29 protein-coding genes are annotated in these 25,649 nt (G+C 49.4%); 13 read left to right on the top strand and 16 right to left on the bottom strand.

What is annotated here, in order from left to right; genetic code table 11:
• Positions 1-6: 6 nt before the first annotated feature.
• The 4 genes from fabZ to H4O27_RS11890 all read left to right on the top strand — a co-directional run bounded on the left by fabZ (position 7) and on the right by H4O27_RS11890 (position 2,555).
• Positions 7-456: a 3-hydroxyacyl-ACP dehydratase FabZ gene (fabZ, locus tag H4O27_RS11875; protein WP_165011046.1), complete on the top strand. Its 450-nt coding sequence runs from the start codon at positions 7-9 to the stop codon at positions 454-456.
• Between the two features lie 82 nt (positions 457-538).
• Positions 539-1,315 carry an acyl-ACP--UDP-N-acetylglucosamine O-acyltransferase gene (lpxA, locus tag H4O27_RS11880; RefSeq protein WP_165011048.1) on the top strand — a complete coding sequence of 259 codons (777 nt, stop codon included), beginning with the start codon at positions 539-541 and terminating at the stop codon, positions 1,313-1,315.
• A gap of 95 nt (positions 1,316-1,410) precedes the next feature.
• A complete protein-coding gene (locus H4O27_RS11885) occupies positions 1,411-1,758 on the top strand; it encodes a helix-turn-helix domain-containing protein (RefSeq protein ID WP_165006937.1) in 348 nt (115 codons plus the stop codon).
• Positions 1,755-2,555: an IS3 family transposase gene (locus H4O27_RS11890; protein ID WP_193004275.1), complete on the top strand. Its 801-nt coding sequence runs from the start codon at positions 1,755-1,757 to the stop codon at positions 2,553-2,555. The genes H4O27_RS11885 and H4O27_RS11890 overlap by 4 nt, the downstream gene beginning before the upstream one ends.
• Before the next feature lie 1,170 nt (positions 2,556-3,725).
• On the opposite strand, the gene H4O27_RS11895 is transcribed toward H4O27_RS11890, so the two are convergent.
• The 3 genes from H4O27_RS11895 to H4O27_RS11905 all read right to left on the bottom strand — a co-directional run bounded on the left by H4O27_RS11895 (position 3,726) and on the right by H4O27_RS11905 (position 5,198).
• Positions 3,726-4,040 carry a hypothetical protein gene (locus tag H4O27_RS11895; RefSeq protein ID WP_165010916.1) on the bottom strand — a complete coding sequence of 105 codons (315 nt, stop codon included), beginning with the start codon at positions 4,038-4,040 and terminating at the stop codon, positions 3,726-3,728.
• Positions 4,041-4,117: 77 nt separating this feature from the next.
• Positions 4,118-4,267, bottom strand: coding sequence for a hypothetical protein (locus tag H4O27_RS11900; protein WP_165010918.1), 150 nt, complete (start codon positions 4,265-4,267; stop codon positions 4,118-4,120).
• 226 nt (positions 4,268-4,493) lie between these two features.
• A complete protein-coding gene (locus H4O27_RS11905) occupies positions 4,494-5,198 on the bottom strand; it encodes an XRE family transcriptional regulator (protein ID WP_165010920.1) in 705 nt (234 codons plus the stop codon).
• A 122-nt stretch (positions 5,199-5,320) separates the two neighbouring features.
• On the opposite strand from H4O27_RS11905, the gene lpxB reads away from it, so the two are divergent.
• Positions 5,321-6,472 carry a lipid-A-disaccharide synthase gene (lpxB, locus tag H4O27_RS11910; RefSeq protein ID WP_165010922.1) on the top strand — a complete coding sequence of 384 codons (1,152 nt, stop codon included), beginning with the start codon at positions 5,321-5,323 and terminating at the stop codon, positions 6,470-6,472.
• An 814-nt stretch (positions 6,473-7,286) separates the two neighbouring features.
• Here the strand turns inward: lpxB and coaD are convergent.
• The 9 genes from coaD to pyrE all read right to left on the bottom strand — a co-directional run bounded on the left by coaD (position 7,287) and on the right by pyrE (position 13,018).
• Positions 7,287-7,799 (bottom strand): pantetheine-phosphate adenylyltransferase, encoded by a 513-nt coding sequence (gene coaD / locus H4O27_RS11915; protein WP_165010924.1) that lies wholly within the window; start codon positions 7,797-7,799, stop codon positions 7,287-7,289.
• Positions 7,800-7,966: 167 nt separating this feature from the next.
• Positions 7,967-8,656 carry a Bax inhibitor-1 family protein gene (locus H4O27_RS11920; RefSeq protein ID WP_165010926.1) on the bottom strand — a complete coding sequence of 230 codons (690 nt, stop codon included), beginning with the start codon at positions 8,654-8,656 and terminating at the stop codon, positions 7,967-7,969.
• 46 nt (positions 8,657-8,702) lie between these two features.
• A complete protein-coding gene (locus H4O27_RS11925; protein ID WP_226883553.1) occupies positions 8,703-9,152 on the bottom strand; it encodes a prenyltransferase in 450 nt (149 codons plus the stop codon).
• Complete coding sequence (locus H4O27_RS13210; RefSeq protein ID WP_226883404.1) at positions 9,101-9,532, bottom strand: UbiA prenyltransferase family protein; 432 nt, start codon at positions 9,530-9,532, stop codon at positions 9,101-9,103. The genes H4O27_RS11925 and H4O27_RS13210 overlap by 52 nt, the downstream gene beginning before the upstream one ends.
• 146 nt (positions 9,533-9,678) lie before the next feature.
• Positions 9,679-9,954, bottom strand: a complete 276-nt coding sequence (locus H4O27_RS11930; RefSeq protein WP_095503041.1) for an oxidative damage protection protein — start codon at positions 9,952-9,954, stop codon at positions 9,679-9,681.
• 136 nt (positions 9,955-10,090) lie between these two features.
• Positions 10,091-10,333 carry a hypothetical protein gene (locus H4O27_RS11935; protein ID WP_165010929.1) on the bottom strand — a complete coding sequence of 81 codons (243 nt, stop codon included), beginning with the start codon at positions 10,331-10,333 and terminating at the stop codon, positions 10,091-10,093.
• Positions 10,334-10,580: 247 nt separating this feature from the next.
• Positions 10,581-11,885, bottom strand: coding sequence for an amino-acid N-acetyltransferase (argA, locus tag H4O27_RS11940; RefSeq protein WP_165010931.1), 1,305 nt, complete (start codon positions 11,883-11,885; stop codon positions 10,581-10,583).
• 7 nt (positions 11,886-11,892) lie between these two features.
• Positions 11,893-12,297, bottom strand: coding sequence for an MJ0042-type zinc finger domain-containing protein (locus H4O27_RS11945; RefSeq protein ID WP_165010933.1), 405 nt, complete (start codon positions 12,295-12,297; stop codon positions 11,893-11,895).
• A gap of 79 nt (positions 12,298-12,376) precedes the next feature.
• A complete protein-coding gene (gene pyrE / locus H4O27_RS11950; protein WP_165010935.1) occupies positions 12,377-13,018 on the bottom strand; it encodes an orotate phosphoribosyltransferase in 642 nt (213 codons plus the stop codon).
• A gap of 339 nt (positions 13,019-13,357) precedes the next feature.
• Between pyrE and H4O27_RS11955 the strand changes: the two genes are divergently transcribed.
• From H4O27_RS11955 to H4O27_RS11970, 4 genes are all read left to right on the top strand, one after another.
• Positions 13,358-14,107: a transferrin-binding protein-like solute binding protein gene (locus tag H4O27_RS11955; protein ID WP_165010937.1), complete on the top strand. Its 750-nt coding sequence runs from the start codon at positions 13,358-13,360 to the stop codon at positions 14,105-14,107.
• Between the two features lie 135 nt (positions 14,108-14,242).
• Positions 14,243-15,019, top strand: coding sequence for an exodeoxyribonuclease III (locus H4O27_RS11960; protein WP_165010939.1), 777 nt, complete (start codon positions 14,243-14,245; stop codon positions 15,017-15,019).
• A gap of 25 nt (positions 15,020-15,044) precedes the next feature.
• On the top strand, positions 15,045-15,575 hold the full coding sequence (locus H4O27_RS11965; protein WP_165010943.1) for an alpha/beta hydrolase: 531 nt from the start codon (positions 15,045-15,047) through the stop codon (positions 15,573-15,575).
• A gap of 267 nt (positions 15,576-15,842) precedes the next feature.
• On the top strand, positions 15,843-16,226 hold the full coding sequence (locus H4O27_RS11970; protein WP_226883405.1) for an ACP-like domain-containing protein: 384 nt from the start codon (positions 15,843-15,845) through the stop codon (positions 16,224-16,226).
• Positions 16,227-16,303: 77 nt separating this feature from the next.
• Here the strand turns inward: H4O27_RS11970 and H4O27_RS11975 are convergent, their stop codons facing one another.
• Complete coding sequence (locus H4O27_RS11975; protein WP_165010941.1) at positions 16,304-17,383, bottom strand: endonuclease/exonuclease/phosphatase family protein; 1,080 nt, start codon at positions 17,381-17,383, stop codon at positions 16,304-16,306.
• 368 nt (positions 17,384-17,751) lie between these two features.
• On the opposite strand from H4O27_RS11975, the gene H4O27_RS11980 reads away from it, so the two are divergent.
• Entirely contained in the window at positions 17,752-18,099 is a 348-nt protein-coding gene (locus H4O27_RS11980) for a helix-turn-helix domain-containing protein (protein ID WP_165088224.1), read from the top strand.
• The gene (locus H4O27_RS11985; RefSeq protein ID WP_193004277.1) at positions 18,096-18,896 is read left to right on the top strand and encodes an IS3 family transposase; all 801 of its coding nucleotides are present in this window, start codon (positions 18,096-18,098) and stop codon (positions 18,894-18,896) included. The genes H4O27_RS11980 and H4O27_RS11985 overlap by 4 nt, the downstream gene beginning before the upstream one ends.
• Before the next feature lie 83 nt (positions 18,897-18,979).
• Here the strand turns inward: H4O27_RS11985 and H4O27_RS11990 are convergent, their stop codons facing one another.
• Positions 18,980-19,894: a foldase protein PrsA gene (locus tag H4O27_RS11990; RefSeq protein WP_165010009.1), complete on the bottom strand. Its 915-nt coding sequence runs from the start codon at positions 19,892-19,894 to the stop codon at positions 18,980-18,982.
• Positions 19,891-22,368: an LPS-assembly protein LptD gene (locus H4O27_RS11995; RefSeq protein WP_193004279.1), complete on the bottom strand. Its 2,478-nt coding sequence runs from the start codon at positions 22,366-22,368 to the stop codon at positions 19,891-19,893. The genes H4O27_RS11990 and H4O27_RS11995 overlap by 4 nt, the downstream gene beginning before the upstream one ends.
• 70 nt (positions 22,369-22,438) lie before the next feature.
• On the opposite strand from H4O27_RS11995, the gene amgK reads away from it, so the two are divergent.
• Together amgK and H4O27_RS12005 are read left to right on the top strand one after the other, a co-directional pair.
• The gene (gene amgK, locus H4O27_RS12000; protein ID WP_165010011.1) at positions 22,439-23,443 is read left to right on the top strand and encodes an N-acetylmuramate/N-acetylglucosamine kinase AmgK; all 1,005 of its coding nucleotides are present in this window, start codon (positions 22,439-22,441) and stop codon (positions 23,441-23,443) included.
• 207 nt (positions 23,444-23,650) lie between these two features.
• Positions 23,651-24,745: an acyltransferase family protein gene (locus H4O27_RS12005; RefSeq protein ID WP_206224764.1), complete on the top strand. Its 1,095-nt coding sequence runs from the start codon at positions 23,651-23,653 to the stop codon at positions 24,743-24,745.
• A gap of 67 nt (positions 24,746-24,812) precedes the next feature.
• On the opposite strand, the gene H4O27_RS12010 is transcribed toward H4O27_RS12005, so the two are convergent.
• Positions 24,813-25,520 (bottom strand): thiol:disulfide interchange protein DsbA/DsbL, encoded by a 708-nt coding sequence (locus tag H4O27_RS12010; RefSeq protein WP_165010016.1) that lies wholly within the window; start codon positions 25,518-25,520, stop codon positions 24,813-24,815.
• Positions 25,521-25,649: the final 129 nt, after the last annotated feature.

The following is a 25,649-nucleotide window of genomic DNA, read 5'->3' on the forward strand; positions in this document are numbered from 1 at the left end:
AAAATCATGGACTTCATGTTACCGATTGAAGCAAAAGACATTCAAAAACTGATTCCGCACCGCTACCCGTTTTTACAGCTTGACCGCATTACTGCCTATGAGCCGATGAAATGCCTGACCGCGATTAAAAACGTCACCATGAACGAGCCGCAGTTCCAAGGCCATTTCCCTGATTTGCCGGTGATGCCGGGCGTGCTGATTATCGAAGCTATGGCGCAAGCCTGTGGTACGTTGGCCATTTTGAGCGAAGGCGGTCGCAAAGACAACGAATTTTTCTTCTTCGCCGGCATCGACAACGCCCGTTTCAAACGCCAAGTCATTCCGGGCGACCAACTGGTGTTTGAAGTCGAACTCATCACCAGCAAACGCGGCATCGGCAAATTCAACGCTGTGGCCAAAGTTGACGGCCAAGTGGCGGTGGAAGCCGAAATCATGTGTGCCAAGCGCGTGGTATAAACTTTTAGCGTTGCCACTTATGCAGCAGATAACAGGCCGTCTGAACCTTTTCAGACGGCCTCATTGAAATAAGGAGCATAATATGTCTCTCATCCACCCGACCGCCATCATCGACCCCAAAGCCCGGCTCGATTCCAGCGTGAAAGTAGGGCCTTACACCGTTATCGGCCCGAACGTGCAAATCGGCGCGAACACCGAAATCGGTTCGCACGTCGTGATTAACGGTCACACCACCATCGGCGAAAACAACCGCATTTTCCAATTTGCCAGCTTGGGCGAAATCCCGCAGGACAAAAAATACCGCGACGAGCCGACCCGCCTGATTATCGGCAACGGCAACACCATCCGCGAATTCACCACCTTCAACCTCGGTACCGTGACCGGCATCGGCGAAACCCGTATCGGCGACGACAACTGGATTATGGCCTACTGCCACTTGGCGCACGACTGCGTTGTCGGCAACCACACCATTTTCGCCAACAACGCGAGTTTGGCCGGACACGTCACCATCGGCGATTATGTGATACTCGGCGGCTACACGCTGGTGTTCCAATTCTGTCGCATCGGCGACTATGCCATGACCGCGTTTGCTGCCGGCGTGCATAAAGACGTACCGCCATACTTCATGGCCGCAGGCTACCGCGCCGAACCTGCGGGCTTGAACAGCGAAGGCATGCGTCGCAACGGCTTCACCGCCGAACAAATTGCCAGCGTGAAAGACGTATACAAAACCATTTACCATCGTGGTATTCCGTTTGAAGAGGCTAAAGCCGACATCTTGAAACGCGCCGAAACCCAATCCGAATTGGCCGTGTTTAAAGACTTTTTCGCCGAATCCACGCGCGGCATTATCCGTTGATTAGGTTATAAAAAAATAGCAAAGGCCGTCTGAAACATGTGAACTGCACCCCAAAAGTTGGACACCCCTCCAACTTTAAAAGGTGCAGTTTTCTTATGTCCAAATATAACCTACACTTCAAATACCGAGCCGTACTCCATTATCACCAAGTGCACAGCCAACAGCGCACCGCAGAGCACTTCAACGTCTCGCGCACCCACCTGCGCCGTTGGATAGCCGCCTATCGCCAAGGCGGTATCGCCGCACTTCAACACCCGCAGGCTGCGTTTATGAAGACCAAACGCAAAAACCCGTTTATCGCCGACAAACCCGACCACGAAAAAACCCGGGCGGAACTGATTGAAGAGTTACGTTACATGAGGGCGGAGAACGACTACCTAAAGCACATGAAAGCCCTCAACGAAAAGAACGCCGCCAAAGCTGCGAAACCGTTCAAACGTTGAGAGCGAAGCACCCGCTGAAATATCTGCTGCACAGTGCCGGCATTCCCAAAAGCAGCTTTCATTACCATATCGGCAAAGCCGATCCCGATGCGGCGGCCAAAACCGCAGTAAGTGAAGTCTATCGCCGACACAAAGGCCGCTACGGTCATCGGCGGATTGCCGCCGTATTGTCATGGAACAAAAAGAAAGTGCAGCGCATTATGGGTTTGTTGGGACTGAAAGCCAAAGTCCGCAGCAAAAAAGCCTACCGTCCGCAGGTAATAGGAGAGGCTTCGGATAATATTCTTAATCGTGAATTTACTGCCGGCAAACCGGCAGACAAATGGCTGACCGATGTGACGGAGTTCAAATGCACAGACGGGAAGCTGTACTTATCGCCGATATCGGATGTGTTTAATCGGGAGATTGCGGCCTATTCTTTAAGCCGCAAAGCAAACAGTAAAATGGTGGCGCAAATGTTGGATAAAGCATTTGGCCGTCTGAAAGGCCAAACGCCGCTGCTGCATTCCGACCAGGGTGTGCTTTACCGCACCGGGGCTTATCGGGCGAAACTGGCTGGGAAAGGAATGGTGCAAAGCATGTCGCGCAAAGGAAATTGCCGGGACAATGCGCCGATGGAGCGTTTCTTCGGTACATTAAAAGAAGAGAGCTTCTATCAGGAAGGTGCGTTGTCGGTGGCAGAGCTGACAGAGGTAATAGATGATTACATACGTTACTACAATCATGAGCGGATTAGTTTAAACTTAAAAAAGCCGAGTCCTGTCGGCTACAGAACCCGGCTTGAAAAGGCTGTTTGAGAAAGATTCTTAACTTGTCCAAGTATTGGGGGGCAGTTCAATGTTTTTCAGACGGCCTTTTGTCCGGTTTGCCTGTACCTACATCTTATCGTATTTGCCGGATATATAGATGATCACTATCCATAAAAAAACAAAGATACATGATGACCGATGAGGCAGTAAACAGCAGGTTTTCCAGCGCAGTCATCGGCGGCATAGGACACCGTACTCCGCATTCATTGGTTACGCCGGAAATATAATAAATGACTTCGTTGATAACCAAAATGATAACGGGTTTTTGTATTTTCGGAAAATATTGCGGATAAAATCCCAAAATGGTGTCTAATATCATGCCTTATTCCGTATTGTTAAATACCCAAGAAAGCCATTTCCAATCGTGAGCGGTTTATTGAGTTCTCTTAATTGATGGTTTAGAGAAAAATCAAAAACGTAATACAGGCAAAAAATAATGCGATCAAAATTATTTTGAATACCACCCATTTTTCTTTATATCGCCATGGTTTGTATTCTATGATATTGAGAATAAAGCCAAGTATTGCCGACCATAATGCGCCTAAAAAATCCATTTTGCCCTCTGATATGAAAAATCCCTTATATAGATGATAAAAATCAATAAATAGAAAGAATAAGGTCGAAATTTTCTCAAGAAATTTATTTTTAAAACTAAATTTGATATTTTCAATAGCATTAAGAAATGCAAGTCGGATGGTGCCATTATATTAGATGGTTTTATCGGAGTCTGAAATGCTAAATACATTTTTTATGGAAGCATTTTATTGGTTTGTCGGTTTATTTTCACTTTCTTTGATTCCTTCTGTTTTCTATGATGATGGTTATACTTTTTTAGAAAAAATAGGGTGGTCTGCATTTTTTGCATTGATAGCGGCGTTGATTACCCATGTCATGTAGGGATCATTAGTAACTGTCATGTATGTCTCTGTATTAAAGATTTAATAACGCGATTAAAGAAAAATAAAAAACGTAATACCGGCAAAAAATAATGTGATCAAAATGATTTTGAATACCACCCATTTTTCTTTATACCGCCATGGTTTGTCTTCTGTAATATTTAGAATGAAATCAAGTATTGCCAACCATAATGCGCCTAGAAAATCCATTTTGCCCTCCGATATGAAAAATGCCCTGTACAGATGGTACAGGGGAGAATATTTACAACCCCATCAATGCAAGGGTAACGGGGGAGCGCCATTTGGCAGCGGCTGTTACGGTGCATGCACGGGTGGCAAAATTTTTAGAAAGTTGCTTAAACCAATTTTCCAAAAGAGCGCCTAGGACTTCTTTTCCAACTTTCCCGATGAGAATTTGAATTGGGTATCCCATGTATAGAATTTGCTGGGTTGTAGTTAACGTATTTTCAATACGTTTTGAACAAACGGCAATTTCATTGATGATTTTTGTAGCCATATCAGCGACTTCATCGGTAATCTGATTAGGTGTTGCAGGAACTGCACCCTTAAAAATCACTTTGATTGCGTCTGCAATATCTTGTTTTTCTTCGTAGGTTAAGTCATTTTAATTTCTCCTTTATAGACTTGGCATGATTACTTTGTAACGGTGGCGTTCAGCTGCGGGTTATCGGCCTGTAGATTGACATCGCCTTGGTTTTTGAAAGATGAGCAGGCGGCAATCAGGGTTGCGGTCAGCAAGCAGATTGCGGCTGCGGTCAGTTTAAATTTATTTTTAAAATTCATTTTATTTCTCCTGTTAGTTTTGTTTGAATGAGGTCTGAAAACTCAAGGGTTATCCGGACTTTTTTGTGTCAGTTCCTGACTGACGGAATAAATTTTAAAATTATATTTTATGTTTGGCAAGCAATGTTTTAAATTTTATTTTTAAAATTTAATTAATTGTTGATTTTTAAAATAAAAAACCGCAGAGCCATGCTCTGCGGAAAGGTCATTTTAAAAATTTATTTGACTATCCGCCGCGCCAGACCATTCTTCCGAGCAGTTGGAATTTATCGGCATTGTCAAAACCGACGGCCATCGGTTCGTAATCCGGATTGCTGCTGATAAGCAGCAGGCCGTCTTCGGTTTGGCGGATGCGTTTGATGTAAAACTTTTCTTTAAATACAAATGCGTAAATTTCTCCGTCGGCAATATCCAAGTCGGAAATATCGATTAACACGGTATCCCAGTCTTTGAGTTCGGGCTCCATGCTGTCGCCGCGCACATACATGCCGCGCAGATTTTCAGGGCTCAACCGTTTGGCTGCAAACCAGCGTTGTCGGAACAGCAGCGGATCTTCTTTGTGGTTGCTTATCCAGACGAAATTTCCGCTGCCTGCCGATAATTTGTAGTCGTAGAAACCTATTTCGTGATGGGTGTCGGAACCCTGGCTGTATTCTTGTACGGCTACGGGCGAATGTTCGGGTAAAAGGGTATCCTTGCCGAATTGCAGCCACACGGGACTGACATCTAATACTTCGGCAATTTTTTCCAATCTTTTGGCACGGGGAATAACCTTGCTGTTTTCATCTTCCCAATGTTTGACAGCTTGTGCGGTTACACCGACCGCATCGCCGAGCTGCTGTAATGTCCAACCTTTTTGCTGTCTCATTTGGCGGATTCGGGTATGTATGGTTTCCATAATGTCCATCGCGCAGTGGTTTAAAATTTGCAATATTAAAATATCCTGACTTGAATATCAAATTTAATTTTAAAAATTAGGCCGTCTGAAACTTTCAGACGGCCTTTCCGTATCAATCTGTTAAAATAACCGCAACTTATCTTTCCATCTGAATCATGAAAACAAACCTTACCATTGCCATCTGCGTCGGCGAGGCTTCGGGCGATTTGCTTGGGGCGCATTTAATCCGTGCTTTGAAACTGCGTTGTCCTGACGCGGAATTTATCGGTATCGGCGGCGAACGCATGAAGGCGGAGGGCTTTGAGAGCCTGTATGACCAAGAAAAGCTGGCGGTGCGCGGTTTTGTCGAAGTGGTGAAACGCTTGCCGGAAATTTTGAAAATCCGCAACGGCATTGTGAACGATTTAATCCGCATCAAGCCTGATGTGTTCGTGGGTATTGATGCGCCGGATTTTAATTTGGGCGTGGCGGAGAAGCTTAAGGCAGCAGGGATTCCGACCGTGCATTATGTCAGCCCGTCGGTGTGGGCGTGGCGGCGCGGGCGGGTGAATAAAATTGTGCATCAGGTGAACAAGGTATTGTGTCTGTTCCCGATGGAGCCGCAGCTTTATCTGGAAGCGGGCGGACAGGCAGCGTTTGTCGGGCATCCGATGGCGCAAACCATGCCGCTGGAAGCCGACCGGCAAGCGGCGCGGGTGCAATTGGGTTTGCCGTCTGAAATTCCTGTGTTTGCCTTAATGCCGGGCAGCCGCGTGAGCGAAATCGATTATATGGCGCCGATATTTTTTCAGACGGCCTTATTGCTGCTGGAAAAATATCCGCAGGCGCAGTTTGTATTGCCCGTTGCTACCGCTGCCACGCGCAGCCGTTTGGCGGAAATGTTGGCGCAAGCCGAGTTTGCCCATCTGCCTTTGACCTTGGTGGACAAGCAATCCGATGTGGTGTGTACCGCTGCCGATGTGGTGTTGGTGACGAGCGGCACGGCCACGCTGGAAGTCGCCTTGTGCAAGCGGCCGATGGTGATCAGCTACAAGATTTCTCCGCTGACTTATGCATACGTGAAGCGTAAGGTCAACGTACCCCATGTCGGGCTGCCGAATATTTTGCTGAACAAAGAAGCCGTACCGGAATTGCTGCAACACGATGCCACGCCGGGGAAACTGGCTGCGGCGGTGGCGCATTGGTACGAACATCCGGCAGCGGTGGCGCAATTAAAACAGGATTTCCGTGCCTTGCATGAGTTGTTGAAAAAAGATACTGCCGCTCTGGCAGCAGAAGCAGTGTTGTCTGAAGTGAAGGCCGTCTGAAACGAAAACCCCGTTGATTGCCCAACGGGGTATAAACCCGCGTTCGGGAGGGTATAACACTGTCGCCAGTCCATCGATCCAACCAAACTAACGGGTTGGTTTTATAAGTTTTTGGAGTGTAGGGTCAAGTTATTTGAGATAGTTGTCAATTTTCTGAGCTTTTAATATTTTTTAATTACAAAAAGTTATAAAAAAATAAGCACAAATATTAAAACTAATTCGTATTTCTATTTTCCAAAAAGAAGGACAGCTACAGCAATTAGGTAAATGTTCTAAATTTATTTAATCATTTATTAATGTCTCTGGCGGCCGGGTCGCTAACGCAGCAGGTGCCGTGGTAGGTGGTTATGCAGGAGGTTATGGTTATTTGTTGTTCAGTTGGTTGTAACAATAGCTGCCAGTTACCTGTTTTTTCAGATAATGCAAATGAAAAATTGAATATTCGGTATTTTATAGTGAATCCGTTTTAAAAGCGTACGGCATCGGTTTGCCCGACTCAAAGAAACCGGATTAAGCAACAATACCGGACAAAACCTATCCGGTATTATCCATACTGTCTTTAGATCGCTGCCCTGTCCTGTTTTTTAAAGTGAATTCACTAGGATCTGCGACAGGTCGGAAGGCCGTCTGAAAGAAAAAAATTTCGTTCGGTATTTAAAAGCCACCATTTCATACATTATTTGAATTTTTGTTTATATACAGCCATAAAATATTTAAAAATTCAAAGAGTCAGAGGAAAAATCCAACTAAATATGGCAGGCCGTCTGAAACATTGAAAAAACACCGGACAATGTCGGCACTTTTTTGAATGGATTTATCCGTCTTGCTGATGATCGCTTAAGATTTTTTGATACACATCTTCCGGCAGATAGCGGCGAATCATCTCGCGCCAGCCTTCGGGGCCGACTAAGCCTTTGACCATGGTGGACGATACTTCGGCGATTTCGCGCGGGGGCATCAGGAATACGGTGGAAATTTCCGGTGCCAAATCGCTGTTGATATAGCGCATCGAGCGTTCGTATTCGTAGTCGCCGGCAGTACGGATACCGCGTACAATAAAGTGTGCATGGACTTCACGGGCGTAATGCACCAGAAAACGGTTTTCAAACACGGTGATTTTGACGTTGGGAAATTCAGCGGTCACTGCTTCCAGCATCGCCTGCCGCTCTCCGATGGTATAGGTGTTCTGTTTTTCCGGATTGACACCGATGGCGACAATCAGCTCGTCAAACAAGGCTTGCGCTTCGCGGATCATCCAAACATGACCGAGCGTAGGCGGGTCGAAACTGCCGGCATATACGGCGCGACGGATGGAGGGGGTGTTCATAACGGGAAAAGGAAAGGATTAAGAAGGCGACAGAATAATGCTTGAAAGGCGGGGTGTCAAAGAAAATCCATGATGAGAAAGAACAGGCCGTCTGAAACCGTAGAAGCTCCAAAAAATGGAACATATACCGTTTCAGACGGCCTGTTATGCATTAGCAGCTAAACCGATTAATCATCACTGCCCAATGCCGACAACAAATGCAGCAGGCTGCTGAAAATGTTGTAAAGAGAAATGAAGATGGTCAAAGCCGCGCTGATGTGGCTGTCTTCGCCGCCGTCAATCACTTGGCGTACTTTGAACATAATCAGCAGCGAGCTGAACAGTACAAAACCGGCAGAAATGGTCAGGCTCAGAGACGGAACCTGCATAAACAGGTTGGCCACCACTGCAATCATCAAAATTACTGCACCGACGGTCAAAAAGCGGCCGAGCGAACTCATGTTGATGTTAGAACGACGAGCCGTGGCCGACATGGTGAAGAATACGGCGGCGGTCATTGCAGCGGCGATTCCGACGATTTGAGCACCGTTAGACATGCCCAAAACGTATTGCAGCAGCGGGCTGATCAATACGCCCATGCCGAAAGTGAGCACCATCAGCAGGGTCACGCCGGTGTTGCTGTAGCGGTTTTTCTCAATCATGAAAACCATGGCATAGAAAAACGCAAAAAAGGCGATGGTTGCCATCCAGCCGCTACCAAGGAGGCTGTAGATGCTGAAACCCGTTTTGCTGCTGACGAAGGCACCGGCCATGGCCGGAATAAAAGACAAGCCCAGCAGGCGGTAGGTTTTTTGCAGCACGGTATTTTTCTGCACCGCGCTGCCGGTAGAGGTGTAGTCGTAAACGTCGTTTTGCATGGCGTTTGCTCCTGAAGAAGTGTATGAAAATGAATGAAATCGGATTTTAACAGTAATTGGCTGACTTTGTAATAAATTCGCTCGGCATGCAAACAGAGAATGCCAAACCCGTCATGCCCCATTGCGGCAGCAGTTTGCCCGGCTTGAGAGAAGATGGTGTATTGTCCAATAAATTCAAGTGAACAAACGTTGCCGTGAGCATAAAGACTTGTAAAACCGGCCACGAAAAGCCGTGGAAATACTGAGCCAGCCACACGCTCCGGCAAATTGCTGCGATGAAGGCCAATGCCCTATGGCAATGTTTGGCGCGGGGCAAACCCAAACGCACGGCCAATGTACGTTTGCCGACAGCCCAATCATATTCGATGCCGCGCATATTATTCAGATTCAGCACTATGGTGTGCCACAAACCCATTGCACTGGTGGACAGCCACGAATCGGCGTTCAGACGGCCTGTGTGCAGATATTCGCCACCCCAAACGGCCGGCCGAAAAATAAGAACGCCGCCATATCGCCGGAACCAATGTAGCCGTAGGCCTCCGCCAAAGCAGTGGCGCCGAGCAGCAGCCAAGCCGGCCAATCCGCGCCGCTGCTTTGTGCTAAAGCCGGCAAAGCAGTTACCGGTAGGGAAATGGCAAGCAGGCAATACAATCCGGCACTGAGGCACAAACCTTTTTTCATCGCGCGGCGGTGAATACGGCCGGAAGCCTCCATACGCGGTGGCCCTTGCCGTCCGGCGGAACCGGCACCATTTTGCGTATCTCCGTAATCGTTAACCAGATTGCCGGATATTTGCAAAGCTACCGCTGTGGCGGCGGTTAATATCGCGGTCGGCCAATCGATGATTGCGGCAACGCCGCCGGCAGGCAGCCGCATAGGGTAGCGGCGGCCAAGGGCAGGGTGCGCAAACGGGCGGCGTGTATCCGAGCATTGAGCGACATATCGGAATAAAAGAAGGCTGAAAAATAAAGAGGGAAATCAGTTAAAAGGCCGTCTGAACGTTTCAGACGGCCTGTAAATCGTTAAGCCGGTTCTTGCGGCACATAACCTTGTACTTGGTCGGCACCGTCGCCGAAGAAGTATTGTTCCATCTGCTGTGCCAGATATTCGCGCGCGCGCGGGTCGGCCAAGCTCAAGCGGTTTTCGTTGATGAGCATGGTTTGGTGGCGCGTCCAAGCCTGCCATGCTTCTTGTGATACGTTTTCAAAAATGCGCTTGCCCAATTCGTTCGGCAGCGGCGGAAATTTCATGCCTTCGGCTTCGCGGCCGAGTTTGACGCAATGTACCATGCGGGTCATGGCGGTTCCTTTAGTGGGTTTCAGACGGCCTTCATTTTAACGGATTGTTGCCGATTGCGAAAGGCGCATGCTTTTGGGCACGGACACAAAAATGCCGTCCGAAACGGATTTCAGACGGCCTATATCGGATTTCAGATTAACGGCTGCCTTCGCGGGCAAGGCTCCGGTAGCTGTTGTCTTGATAAGTACCGGTGCTTGGTGCGGTGTATTCAATGCGGTCTTTTTTCTTGAAACGCTGGCCTTGTGGTTGTTCGACTTGTTGCAAGCCCGCAATCGGACCCGAATCGTTGGCGTGGTTCCATTCTGGTTGTTTTGCACCTTTGGCAGCGGCTAAAGTGGCGGCGGTGGCGATTAAAGTAGTGAACAAAATTGTTTTCATGATAAATTCCTTAATGTTGTGAATGCGTTATGGTGTAAAGGTTGCTGTGTTCAACCGATGTGTACATTTTATTCTTGTTCTATCAGTTGATAAATAGGCATTTTGTTGATGTAGTATTTCCTAGTGGGAAATGTTTGGTGTATAGTGGATTCACTATAAATGATTTTCAGACGGCCTAAGTAACAGTTTAGAAAAAACAAAAAAGAGCAGAATATGGATTCTGCTCTTTTTTGTTTAACGCTTTGGCTTACAAATTGTAAACAAAAACTTTGGAATTGCGGCCGCTGTCGATTAAATCCTGACGGCGTTCGGACGGTAAATCTTGTGCCGATGCCGTCTGAAAACCGCGTTCGATGAACCATTCGCCGGCGTGGGTGGATAGGGCGAATAATTTGCGGATACCGGCTTGACGTGCTTTGCGGAACAAGTGTGCCAGCATCAGTTCGCCGTAGCCGCCGTCTTGTGAATCGGGCGAGACCACCAAGCAGGCCAGCTCGCCCAAATGCGGTTCGGCAAAGGTTTTCAAGGCCACGCAGCCATAGATGTGTTGGTCGTGTTCCAACACGGAAAAGGTGTGGATTTGGTCTTCGAGATATTCGCGGCTGCGGCGCAGTAAAATGCCTTTTTCTTCCAGCGGGCGGATAAGCGCCATGATGTTGGGAATGTCGTTGCTGTGCGCGGCGCGGATGTTGACGAAGGAATCGCGGGCGATGGAGGTACCGGCACCGTGGCGGGTAAACAATTCGCGAATCAGGCTGCCGTCGTCGCGGCCGCTGAGAATTTGCGTGCGCGAGACTCCGTGTTCGACTGTGTTGAGGGCGGATTGGATCAGGCGTTGTTGCGGCGGTTGCTGTGCCATTAATTGACGCGCTTCTTGGGCGGAGAGGTTGGTAATCAACAGACCGTCCGAATTTAAAATGCCTGCTTCTTCAATCAGGTAAATCAGTTTTTCCGCTTTGAGCGCAATGGCGGCGGCTTCGGCGATGTCGCTCATGCTGAGGTTGAAGGTTTTGCCGCTTAAAGAATGGCCGAGCGGGCTGATGAGCACCAATGCGCCGCTGTCGAGGCGGTTGACGATGGATTCGGTGTCGATTTTGCGTACCAAACCGGTATAGCCCATGTCGGTGCCGTCGATGATGCCCATCGGACGGGCGGAAAGGAAGTTGCCGCAAGCGATGCTTAAGGGTTTGTTGCGCTGCGGCGATTGCGGAATGCTGCTGCACAGGGCGGCTTCGATATCGCTGCGTAATACGCCGTTGGCCTGTTTGGCCAGTTGCAGCGTGGCTTCGTCGGTGATGCGGCGCCCATTGCGGTAGGTTGGAATTCGATTTTGCGCGGTAAGGGCGGCGGTGATTTGCATGCGTGAACCGTGTACCAACACCAAACGCACGCCCAAGCTGGCGAGCAGGTTTAAATCGGCAGCCAAGCGTTTGAGCGGTTCACCTTCCAACAGGCTGCTGGCCACACCGATGACCAGTGTTTTGCCGCGCAGGTAGTTGATGTAGGGCGCGGCTTCACGAAAGTCGCCGACAAAACCGACAGAAGTATTCATGTGGGAATTAAGCCAATAAAATCAGATAGAAAAGCTGCATGATTAACACAGTCAGCGCGATAAGTGAAGCCAGTGTCCAGTTGAAACCGTCTTTTTTCTTTTCTACAGCCGTAGCCGCCTTTGTGTCGGGCTTGGGTGCGAGCGTCACGCCGTCGAGCAAATCAGCGATTTCATTGCGCGAAAGCTGCTTGTGCTGACGGACTTGTGCACCGATGTTGTGTACCAGACGCACATCGGTCACGGCATTGGGCAGGGCTTCCGGCTGGAACTGCTCTTTCAGGTTGGCCGGATGGTCTTTGGCTTTGAATAAGCCCTCGCATTTTTGGCAAACCACAAAACCTTGCGCCACATTCAATTGAGCGTCTTTTACCCAAAGATGGGTGCGGCAGTGGGGACAGGTGCAAGCTGGCATGGGTAGACCCGTTTCGTAATGTAGGGATTTGGTTGTTATGTACAGGCCGTCTGAATTTTTTCAGACGGCCTGAATTCTATCAGGCCACGCCGTAACGTTCGCGGTAAGCCTTCACCGGCTCGAAAAAGCCGCCGAATTCGGTATTGTTTTGCAACAACGTGAACAAATCGTTCAAATTCGCAATCGACACCACCGGCAAACCGTATTGCTGCCCGACTTCCTGCACCGCCGACAATTCGCCCGTGCCTTTTTCCATGCGGTCAAGCGCGATGGCCACAGCGGCCGGAGTGGCACCTTCGGCTTCAATCAGTTTCACCGATTCGCGCACCGAAGTGCCGGCAGAAATCACATCATCGATAATCAGCACGCGGCCTTTGAGCGGCGCACCAACCAACACGCCGCCTTCGCCGTGGTCTTTTGCTTCCTTGCGGTTGTAGGCAAACGGCACGTTCACGCCTTTTTCTGCCAACATCATCGCCGTGGCCGCTGCCAAAATAATGCCTTTGTAGGCGGGACCGAACAGCATGTCGAATTCCACTTTGCTGGCAGTAATCGCTTCGGCGTAAAACTTCGCCAGTTGCAGGGTAGAAGCTCCATCGTTAAAGAGGCCGGCATTGAAAAAATACGGCGACCGGCGGCCGGCTTTGGTGGTGAATTCGCCGAATTTCAATACGTTTTGAGACAAGGCAAATTTCAGGAAATCTTGGCGGAAATCAGACATAACACAGGCTTTCAAAAGGCGTTGATTTAAAATGGGGATTGTAGGATTATAAAGGATTGCGCGGCAAAACCCAAAGGCCGTCTGAAAAAAATGTTGTGTTCGGACGGCCTTAAGCTGGAAATGCCGGAAATAGGGTAGGCGATTAGGAGGGCGAAAGCATATCTAGACAAAATATTTTTGCACGCCATTGCACGCAAATACGCGAAAAGCTCCGTTAATCTCATGATTCAACCGAATAGCATTATTTATTTAGAATATCAAACATTCCCTTAATAATTACTATGGGCATATTGATATGCCTTAACGATTTATTTTGAAATAAGCGAAAAGGAAAAGAGCATGAAACAATATTTGGCCTTATTGTGTGTGGCGGCATTGGCCGCTTGTGGTGGCGGTGGCGGCGGCACCCCGACAACGCAATCAACCCCGACCAATACACCCAATCAAACTTCGTCAACTGAGGCAAGCCCGCAGAATATTTCAGGTAAACAGTTTTACAGTTCGCAGAACAGCAAAGCCGATGCCGTTACTTTTGACAACAGTAACATCAAAAAAATTAAAATCAATGGCGTCGATATCGACTTAGCGACCATTGGCGGCGGTAATTTTAACAATGATTGGCGCGGTAATTTCGGCGGTATTCGTTCCGGTAATGCCAATGCACCTGCCGGTGTCAGCGATTGGCTGGTTTACAATCAATCCGACAATTTAGTTGCCGGCGTGATTACGCAAGAGGGTAACAACTATGCTTTTTACAACGGTAAATTTACGGATGCCGAACAAATTCCGGCAGCAGGCCAATCAGTTTACAAAGCCGGCGTGACATACTTTAGCGGCGACAGACAAGTATTAAGCCGCACGGATGTGACGGCTGATTTCGGTGCTAAAAAAGTGACTGCCGAAATTAAGCGTGATGCAGAGTTTGGCGGTAACATCGCCTTGAATGCCGACATCAAAGGCAATAAATTTGCTTCTGTCACAGGAGCAGCCACACAGGTTGAAGGCGGTTTCTTCGGTGCAAATGCGGCGGAAATCGGTGGTATCTTTAAAGCCGGTGAAACCGTTGGTGCGTTTGCCGGTAAAAAGTAACGCTTTGAATTAATGATATAAAGCAATATAAAAGGCCGTCTGAAAACTGTTTTTCAGACGGCCTTTCCCAATAAAAAGCTAAGCCCGGCAAGTTCTGTTACAATCTTTTTTATTTCATTTTTAAACACACTCATTATGCTGAAAATCATCTCTGCCAACGTCAACGGCATCCGTTCTGCTTACAAAAAAGGTTTTTACGAATACATCGCCGCTTCCGGTGCGGACATTGTCTGCGTGCAGGAATTAAAGGCGCAGGAAGCGGATTTGTCGGAGGAAATGAAGCAGCCGCACGGTATGCACGGGCATTGGCATTGTGCGCAAAAACGCGGTTACAGCGGCGTGGCAGTTTACAGCAAGCAAAAGCCGGATGCGGTGCAATACGGTATGGGTATTGAAGAATTCGACGGCGAAGGGCGGTTTGTGCGTTGTGATTTCGGCAATCTGACCGTAATTTCGCTGTATTTGCCCAGCGGCACCAGCGCGCCGGAGCGTCAGGAATTGAAGTACCGTTTTTTGGATGCGTTTTATCCGATGTTGGCGGCGATGAAGGCGGAAGGGCGCGATATTGTGGTGTGCGGCGACTGGAACATTGCCCATCAGAATATTGATTTGAAAAATTGGAAAGGCAACCAGAAAAATTCCGGTTTCCTGCCTCAAGAGCGCGAGTGGATTGGCAAAGTGATTGCGACCTTGGGTTGGACGGACATGTGGCGCACGCTTTATCCTGAAGTGCCGGGCTATACATGGTGGAGCAACCGCGGCCAAGCCTATGCGAAAGATGTGGGTTGGCGGATTGACTATCAAATGGTGACGCCGGAATTGGCGGCCAAGGCGGTGTCGGCGCATGTGTATAAAGACGAAAAATTCTCCGACCACGCGCCTTTGGTGGTGGAATATGATTATGCGCTGTGAGGCCGTCTGAAACGGAAATGTTATGTTGAGCGCGTATGACCTTGAAGATTTGACGCTGTTGCTGGTGCACGATACCGAAGTGCCGCCCTTATGGATGGAACGTTGGGCGGTGAGTTATCCGATTATGCTGCAGGCCGAAGTATCGCGTTCGCAAAGCGTTCGGGAATGGCAGCAGGCGGTTCAGACGGCCTTTGCCGCACACCAAAGCCGTCATGTTGCGGTGGTGGCGCACGGCGCGGGTGTATCGGCGGTGTTGGCGTGGCTGTATCAGGCCGATGTGAATGTGCAGAAAACCGTATGCAACATTATTTTAGTGTCGCCGCTGCCGGAAGCGTTTCCCGATGATGCCGGACACACTTTGCAACGTGTCCGCTGCCATTGTCGCGCGGCCCTGGTGATTGGGCAAAGCGGCGATTGCCCGCTTGATTGGGCGCAGGAAAAAGCGCTGCGCTGGAATGCGCGTTTGCTGGTATCGCCGCACGAAGGCCGTCTGAACGGCGCTTTGAGCGGTTGGCAATGGGGTATGAAGCTTATGCAGGAAATGTTATTGACGTGAATAAATTAGAATAATTTCACTAAAAAAGGCCGTCTGAACAGCGTATAAAAGGAATGTTTTAATTTCTATAAGGCTTTTGGGAAGGCGGCCTTTCACAGATGGTTAAGTCGGATATTGATGGCATAACATTTTTTAGATTTCGTATGAATAAACGACACAAATTTTTTCAAATATGTAGTTGATTGTTTACAATTAGAGTTGTAGTATAACGTTTCGTTCGGACGCTAAGTCCGGATGAATCGTGTGAAATAAACAAGGACAATCAACATGAAAAAATGGTGTGTAATGGCTATGGTTGCTGTAATGGCCGCCGCCGGCGCAGCGCAAGCTGCCAACAATAACCCAACGGTCAGCAAAAAAACGGTATCTTACCGTTGCGACCAAGGTCATGCGTTGAACGTAACGTATGGATTCAACAAACAAGGCTTGCCGACCTATGCTTCGGCTTTTCTCAATGGCAAAAGACGTGTGTTGCCGATTAATCTCGACCATTCCGGCGCTGCAGGTACGATGTTCGGCAAAGAAGACAGCTACATGATGAACGCCGATTACATGGATACCAAAAATTACCACAAATCGGCGCTGATGGTGACTGAGCCGGACAACAGTATTCTGTATAAAAACTGTGAGCCGCGCCGTAGCCGCCGTTGATATGTTTTTTTAATTCAAACAAAGGCCGTCTGAAAGCATATTCTTTCAGACGGCCTTTGTTTGATAGCCGACCACTGTTAATTCTGCAATTCCATCGCGGCATCGATTTTATCCGCTGCTTCCTGTTCGTCGCCGTGGTCGGATTCCGGCGTTTCGTGGACATGTTCTGCCGGCGGGTGATATTGGAATTTGCCGTAAATCGGAAAATGATCGGAGCCGATGTGCGGCAATACTTTCAAATCCGCGACCAAGAAATCGTTGCTGTGAAAAATATGGTCGAGCGGCCAGCGCAGCAGTTTCCAATCGGCATGAAAGGTGTTGTACAAACCGCGGCCGATACGTGGGTCGAGCAGGCCGCTGATGCGTTGGAATAGGCGCGAGGTATCTGACCAAGCGACGTCGTTCAAGTCGCCAAACACCATACAGCTTTCATCGGAAGCGGCGATTTCTTTGCCAACCAACAAAAGTTCGCCGTCCCGTTCGGTTGAGGTTTCGCTTTCAGTCGGGCTGGGCGGCATCGGGTGCAGGCAGTAAATGCGGATAAGTTCGCCACCGGGCAGCCCGACTTTGGCGGTAATCGACGGAATATCGTCGCGCACGCGGTATTTGATTTCTGCATCATGCAGCGGCAGGCGGCTGTATAGATGCATGCCGTAAAGATTGTCGAGTGGCACTTTGACTGTGTAAGGATAGTCGGTTTCCAATTCCGCCAGTGCATTTTCCCACCATTGGTCGCTTTCCAAGGTGAGCACTACATCAGGACGGTATTGGCGCACGAGCGACAACAATTTACCGGCCTGGCGGTTGGGCGTGAGCACATTGCTGGCCAGAATGCTGACGGTGCGGTTGTTGTCTTCGCCCTGATAACCCATCACCTGCTTTTTTCTCAAGCGGGTGTAGGCGCTGATTTGCCAAAACTGCCACACGGCGCAGGCAAAGTTCACCACTTCCATCAAATCGAAAATGGCATTACTGCTTTGTTCCAGCCAATAATTGAGCAGCATGCACAACACGCTCAAGGCGGCAATTTGCAGGCGCGGGAAATCGAATATCCGCATCACCCAGTGGTCGGATTTCAGCAGCGACAGCAGGGTAGCCGCTACAGGCACACACAACAGCGCCAACAGCAGCCAATCGCCTAAGGGTAAATCGGACATAATCGTTTCCTGATGAAATCTTGGTCGTTGCCAAACACGTTTTCGCCACTGCCATCATTCGTCACGGTGAAGCTAATCGGTATGGCGGACAACAGAGCCTAGGCCGATGTTAAAAGATGAAGCCGCTTAGGGCAATTTGAAGTTTGATTGGCGAATGTTTCATTATCCATTTTAATGAATGCTTTGTAAACGTGGAAGGATAATGCGGCAAAAGCCTGTGTTGATTGGCGGATACCGCCAGTCAATAAGCAAAGGCCTCAAAACAAGTTTGCTGTAAGCCGTCGAGAAATGATCAAGGCCGTCTGAAAAAATTGAACTGCACCCCAAAAGTTGGACACCCCTCCAACTTTAAAAGGTGCAGTTTTCTTATGTCCAAATATAACCTACACTTCAAATACCGAGCCGTACTCCATTATCACCAAGTGCACAGCCAACAGCGCACCGCAGAGCACTTCAACGTCTCGCGCACCCACCTGCGCCGTTGGATAGCCGCCTATCGCCAAGGCGGTATCGCCGCACTTCAACACCCGCAGGCTACGTTTATGAAGACCAAACGCAAAAACCCGTTTATCGCCGACAAACCCGACCACGAAAAAACCCAGGCGGAACTGATTGAAGAGTTACGTTACATGAGGGCGGAGAACGACTACCTAAAGCACATGAAAGCCCTCAACGAAAAGAATGCCGCCAAAGCTGCGAAACCGTTCAAACGTTGAGAGCGAAGCACCCGCTGAAATATCTGCTGCACAGTGCCGGCATTCCCAAAAGCAGCTTTCATTACCATATCGGCAAAGCCGATCCCGATGCGGCGGCCAAAACCGCAGTAAGTGAAGTCTATCGCCGACACAAAGGCCGCTACGGTCATCGGCGGATTGCCGCCGTATTGTCGTGGAACAAAAAGAAAGTGCAGCGCATTATGGGTTTGTTGGGACTGAAAACCAAATTCCGCAGCAAAAAAGCCTACCGCCCGCAGGTAATAGGAGAGGCTTCGGATAATATTCTTAATCGTGAATTTACTGCTGGCAAACCGGCAGACAAATGGCTGACCGATGTGACGGAGTTCAAATGCACAGACGGGAAGCTGTACTTATCGCCGATATCGGATGTGTTTAATCGGGAGATTGCGGCCTATTCTTTAGGCCGCAGAGCAAACAGTAAACTGGTGGCGCAAATGTTGGATAAAGCATTTGGCCGTCTGAAAGGCCAAACGCCGCTGCTGCATTCCGACCGGGGTGTGCTTTACCGCACCGGGGCTTATCGGGCGAAACTGGCTGGGAAAGGAATAGTGCAAAGCATGTCGCGCAAAGGAAATTGCCGGGACAATGCGCCGATGGAGCGTTTCTTCGGTACATTAAAAGAAGAGAGCTTCTATCAGGAAGGTGCGTTGTCGGTGGCAGAGCTGACAGAGGTAATAGATGATTACATACGTTACTACAATCATGAGCGGATTAGTTTAAACTTAAAAAAGCTGAGTCCTGTCGGCTACAGAACCCAGCTTGAAAAGGCTGTTTGAGAAAGATTCTTAACTTGTCCAAGTATTGGGGGGCAGTTCAAATAGTTCAGACGGCCTTGATTGTTTATGCGCAATTGAAGCGCTTAGCGGATATCTATAAAGGCGCTTGAGTGTAATTCACGCAGCAAATTGGTGGTGGCCTGCTGGGCTTTTTGTTGCGAAATGTATTGGCGCACGGCATTACGTTGGCGCTCTTCCGGCGAGCCTGATTCGCGAATGTCGTTGAGCTTGATAATGTGCCAGCCGAATTGGGTGCGTACCGGTGCGCTGACTTGGCCGGGTTTGAGTTTGTGTACGGCATCTTCAAACGGAGTCACCATCATGCCGTCTGAAAACCAGCCTAAATCGCCGCCGTTGGCCGCGCTGCCGTCTTGCGAGTATTGGCGCGCCAAACCGGCAAAATCTGCGCCGCTGCGGGCTTGGGTGTAGATTTTGCGGATGCTGCTTTCGGCTGCTGCCGCTGCGTTGTCGGAATCGGCTTTAATCAGAATGTGTTGGGCATTGTATTGGCGCAATGGTTCGCCTTGCGGTAGGCCGACACCTTGCTGTTGCGCACGGTTGATGAAGCTGGTGACTTCGCTGTCGCTGACTCGGCTGTTTTCCATAATGGCTTGCTGGCGCACTTTTTCGACAATGATGCTGTCGCCGATTTCACGGCGCACGCGTTTATTGGCATTTTTCAATGCCGGATTTTGCGCAATCACGGCATCGATTTCGGCTTCGCCGGCTTGAATATTGCGGCGTTTGCCAGCCTGCACGATTAAAGATTGGTTGACCATTTGCGCCACGACTTGTTGGCGCAGTTCGGTATCGTTTACTTGCGTGCCTTTAGGCAGGTTGCGGCGTGCATCGGCCAGCGCTTCGCTGACTTGGCGCTGGGTGATGATGTCGTTGTCTACCACGGCGGCGATGCTGTCGGATGCTTTGACATCGGCGGCATGCGCGGCATTCAGGCTCAGGCCGAGTGCCACGGCCAGCATTAAAGGTTTCACATTCATGGGTTCACTACCTCGTTGGTTTTGCTGTAGCCCGGAATGGCTAAGCGGAGTTGTTCAAACGGATTTTGGCCGACGTTGCTCAAATCTTTCAGCTGTAAATTGAAGAAAACGGCGTTTTTCTTGCTGTTTTCGCCGGTGACGTAGCGTTGCGCTACCACGCTGGCGCTCCAGCAGCCGCAATCGCTTTTGTATTCGACACCGGCCAGCATTTCCAACGGTTTTTTCACGGTGATTTCATAGTTATAGCGGGCAACGGCATACAGGTTTTTGCGCAGTGGCCATTGAGCAGCCAAATCGACTTGGCTTAATTTGTCGTACAGGTATTCGCCATCGTCTTGCAGGTAGATGCGGGCGTTGCGGTTGTATTTGTAACGAGCGCTCAATACCTTGCCCGGCTCCGGATTGTAGCGGATCCCTGCAGCATAGCTCTCGGCGCGGTTTTGGTTTTGATTGTAATGGATGTCGAAATCAAAGTGTACGCTGTCGGTAACGTTGCCGCGGGCAAACGCCACCCAGTCGGAACGGTTGCGCTCGTATTGGCTCACACTGCCGTCGAGCAAAACGGTGTCGGTTTTGAAATAGAATTTCTGACCTATGCCGGCGCGGAACAGTTCGGCACCGGTTTTCGGATTCAGGATACGGCTCTGCACGGCGGTCGACAAGCTGTTGGACGCATTAATGCGGTCGTTGCCTGAAAACAGGTTTTCACGGAACAATTGTTCGTAGGTGAAGCTGTTTTCCGAGGTGTCTAAGTTCGGCCAGTCGGTTTGCGGTTTGGTCGCAATGTAGTTGTAAAACAGGCGCGGCTCCAGCGTTTGCAGGTATTCGCCGCCCAAAAATTGCGCGTGGCGTTCAAAGGTCATGCCGCTGTCGACATTGAGCATCGGCAGGAAGCGGCTGAAATGGCGTCGGTTACTGCCGTTGAAGCTGTCTAAATCATAATAAGTGGCGTGTACGCCGACTTTGGGATGCACATAACCCCAATTGTTGTGGAAATCCCATTTTACGCTCGGGTTTAGCACGAAACGGTTGCCGCTTTGCTTGCCGTCATGCTCGAAGCGGGTGAATTGGCCGAAGATATTGGCCTGCATATTATCGAAGCTGCGCTGCCAGCGACCCGACAAGCGCGGCATGATGGCGTAAGGTTCGTCTTTGTAGCCGTATTCGTTGGCCAAGGTTTGGTATTTTTGCGCCATCAACGAGCCATCGAAATTGCCGCCCCAATAGGTGTCGTGGTAGTTTAACCAAGCTTGGCGGTTGAGGTTGACGTTGTCGGCGATGTCGTTGCGGCCATAGAAGTCGCGGTAGTAGTCGTTATCCGATACGCTGTTGAAATCTACGCCGCCGCTGAATTTGGCGGTAAATTGATGGTTGTGGTTCCACTTGAATTGGTAGCGGTTGTTGTGTTCGCTTTTTTTGTCGTCGGGCATCCAAGTACCGTCGGCTTGGCCGTGGTATTTCGGCTCGAGATAACGCACCTGACCGCCCAAATGCACGCCGCGGCCGGAGATGATGCCCGGTGTTACGGTGGCATCTAAATTCGGCGCTAAGTTTAAATAGTAAGGCAGCGACAGCTCAAGGCCGTCTGAACCGGTAGAAATATTCGGCACTAACAAGCCGCTTTTGCGGTTGCCGTTGAGTGGGAAATCTGCCCAAGGCGTGTATAAAACGGGCACGCCGCCGAACACCAGCGAGGCGCCTTTGGCTACGCCGATGCCGGTTTCTTGGTTGGCATCAATACTTTTGGCCTTGATGTACCAGCTGGCATCGCCGGGGGCACAGGTATTGAATTTGGTGTTGATGAGTTTGTAACGCTCTTTGCTGTGCATTTCGGCTTTTTCGCTGACGCTTTGCAGGCGGCGGCCGTCGCGTTCGGTCGCCATGCGTACGTTTTCAGTCACGCCTGCGCCGGAATCCAAGTTGTAGTTGATTTGTCCGCCGCTGACGACCGAGCCGTTTTGATACAGTACAAACTGGTCGCCGGCGGTAACGGTATTGCTGGTTTGGTTGTAATGCGCCCAGTCGGCGTTTAACACTTCATCGTTGCGCTCGATAATCACATCGCCCTTGGCCTGCACCTGTACATTGGTTTGACCTTCGACGTAATCGGCGGTCACGCGGGTGTAATCAGTGGGCAAAGTCTCTTCGCCGCTGCGTTTGACAGCAGTTTTGCCTTGCAGGGCGTTGGCATGCTCGGCCAAGGTTTCTTTGGTGCAAAACAGACAGGTGCTGCCCAAAGACAATTCTTCCGCTTTTTCAGACGGCCTGTTGCCGGCAGCTTGGGTCTTTTCAGCAGCTCCGGCAACGGTTTGCTCTACCGCGGCAACTGGGTTGGCCGTGTCTTGGGCGGTTTCAATCGGCACGTAATCTGCCGCATCCGGCATAAATGCACCGCCGGTCTGTGCGGCGGCCGCTGTGCTGAAGCCGACGCTTAATGCGATGACCAAAGGTTTGAGTGAAAATAAACGAGCCAAAGTTGCACCTTAAATCGGTTTTGCCAGTTAGAATAGCGTTTATTTTAACCTGAAAATCCAAGAAACTGCTATGCAACGACAAATTGAATTACAAAAATGGTTGGAAACCGTTTATCCGAATGAATCTTTCGAACTGAGCTTCGCCGCGGCCGATGCCGATTTCCGCCGCTATTTCCGCGCTACTTTTTCAGACGGCCGCACGGTGGTGTGTATGGATGCGCCGCCGGAAAAAATGAGCGTGGCACCGTATTTGAAGGTGCGGAAATTGTTCGATATGGTCAATGTGCCGCAGGTTTTGCATGTTGATGAATCGTTGGGTTTTATGGTGTTGAATGACTTGGGCAATACCACGTTTTTGACCGCCATGACGCAGGAAACTTCCGAATCCGCCCACAAAGCCTTGCTGCTCGAAGCGATTGACGAATTGATTGTGCTGCAAAAAGCCAGCCAGCCTGACCGATTGCCGCCGTATGACCGCGAAGTATTGCTGCGCGAAATTAATTTGTTCCCGGAATGGTTTGTCGCCAAAGAATTGGGTAAAGAACTCAATTTCAAGCAGCGTCAATTGTGGCTGCAAGCGGTCGATACCTTACTGCCGCCGCTGTTGGCGCAACCTCAAGTGTATGTGCACCGCGATTTCATCGTGCGCAATCTCATGCTGCAATCCGGCCGTCCGGGCGTATTGGATTTTCAAGACGCGCTGTATGGTCCGATTTCCTATGATTTGGTGTCGCTGCTGCGTGATGCGTTTATCGAATGGGAGGAAGAATTTGTGTTGGACTTGGTGATCCGCTACTGGGAAAAAGCCCGCACCGCCGGTTTGCCTGTGCCGGCCGATTTTGACGAATTTTACCGCTGGTTCGAATGGATGGGCGTACAACGCCATCTGAAAGTCGCCGGCATTTTCGCCCGTCTGTACCACCGCGACGGCAAAGACAAATACCGTCCCGAAATCCCGCGTTTCCTGAACTATCTGCGCCGCACCGGCCGCCGTTATGTAGATTTGGCGCCGCTGTATGCGCTGTTGGTTGAATTGGTGGGCGATGAAGAATTGGAGACGGGGTTTACGTTTTAAAGGTGCGAATATCTTAACGGATGTATATTTTCAGACGGCCTTTCCGTATAGATAGGCCGTCTGAAATTTTATGTGTTGGGCGTGGAGAAAATATTAATATATTAATGCGGAAAATACTGAATCTTTTGTCTGAATGATAGTCGAAAAAATTTCAGTGGCCGGATGTTAATCGGCAGCTGTCGGAATAAGTGCAAAAGATTAGGTAAGATGAAGAAAAAAGAGTACTACTATGGTTTAGATCAGCTACGCGCTATTTTAATGCTGGCCGGAGTCATGCTGCATACAGGTTCATTGGTGAACGATTATTATCAATGGAATTATGTGAGTAAGTATTACCAAAACGCGGCCATTCACGATTTTATCTACATTACCCATTTCTTCCGCATGGAAACGTTTTTCATGATTGCCGGCTTTTTTTCGGCCATGGTGCTGGTTAAAAAAGGGCAGGCATACTTTATGGGCGGACGAGTTCGGCGTGTTTTAATTCCCTTGATTTCGTCTGTATTGTTGATTAACACGTTTGAAGTGTGGTTTTCTGTATCGCACGGTTTGAAAAGTTGGGCGGATATAAAAATCAGCGATTTTATCGCCCATTCATGGTTTTTGCTGACTTTGATGATGATATCGTTGATGTGCCTGCTGCCTGCGGATCGATTTCTGGATTGGTTTGGCCGCCGCAAAATCCGGACACAGTCGGCAATGTTGCTGTTTTATATGTTTTTGCCTTATGGCATTCGCTTTGTCATGACCCGTTTTGTTGTACCGGCAGATGACGCGCCGTTGCTGTATTCTATGCTGGGTTATTTTGTTGAGCGTACGCTGCACTATAGTATTTATTTCTTTCTGGGCTACCAGCTTTACCGCAGCGAACGCTTGAAAGACATCATGCGCAATCAGACTATTTTCCGCATCATTGCGCCGGTTGCCGCTGCCGGTTTGCTGTACCAATACAGTTTAATCGGTGAATTGGAAACGCAACAACGCTCCATTGCCAACTATGCCGGTATGTTGGTGGCGGCGCATCTTACGGCGTTGGCAACATCGTGGACACTGTTTGGTTTTTTCTTCAAAGCGCATTGCAGGCCGTCTGAAACCTCGGCGTTTTTGGTTCAATCGGCCATTATCATTTATTTATTCCACCATCCGCTGGTGATTGTGTTCGGTTATTATTTGGATATTCCGGGGCTGGGCTCGGCCGGCTATTTCCTGCCCGTCACCATATGTGTCTATTTATGGTCGTTTTTTATCTACTATATCATTAACAGCAACTCAGTAACGCGTTGGTTGTTTGGTTTAAAATAACATTGTAGTTGCAAAGGCCGTCTGAAAGCATAACTGCTTTCAGACGGCCTTTCATCATCAAAAAACCTTATTGCGCAGGCGCGGCTTTTTGCTCTTCGCGTACTTTTTCCACCAGCAAGTCAACGGTGTTCATACCCGATTGCCAATCTTTAAACTGCACTTGGTATTTGCCGCCGACAATCACCACCGGCGTGCTGCTGATTTGGAAGGTATTGGTTAATTCTTCCATTTTATCGGCACGGGCTTGGCTTTCGGGCGATTCAAATGCCGCCAAGACTTTTTTGCCGTCGAACGCGGTTTGTTCCGGCAGCCATGTTTTCAATACATTCACATCGGCCAAGTTGGTTTTTTCGTTGACGATGGCGTTGAAAATCGGCATATCGGCGGCTTTTTCACCGGCGATTTGCACGGCGGCGGCCAAGCGCGCCAACGGCTTCATTTCAGGGCCCCAAACCACGTGTTCTTTACGCAGGTAGGTATCGTCTCGGAACGATTTGGCATGCTCGCTCAATACCGGCTCCAAGTGGGCGCAATGCGGGCAGAAATAGCCGAAAAATTCGACCACTTCGACTTTGCCGGCTTGCAATTGCGGAATCGGATTGGCCAATACGGTGTAGTTCCGGCCTTCTGCCAAACCGGCAGGGGCAACCGGTGCCGGTGCGGAAGCGGTGTTTTGCGCAGAGCCTTCGGCAGGCACACTGGTTTCGGCTTGGCCGCCGCAAGCTGCCAAGGCCAGAGCCGTGAATGTGGTAAGGATAGTTTTTTTCAGGTTCATGATGGGACTTCCTATAAAGACAGGCGTAATTTTAAAGCATTTTTGGCGGCGCATGAATGGGTTGGCGTGAAAAAGACGGTTTCATTGCGGGAAACAATCTTTCAGACGGCCTGACCATTGGTCGGAAAA

The sequence above is a fragment of the Neisseria yangbaofengii genome (genome assembly GCF_014898075.1).
Taxonomy (GTDB): Bacteria; Pseudomonadota; Gammaproteobacteria; order Burkholderiales; family Neisseriaceae; genus Neisseria; species Neisseria yangbaofengii.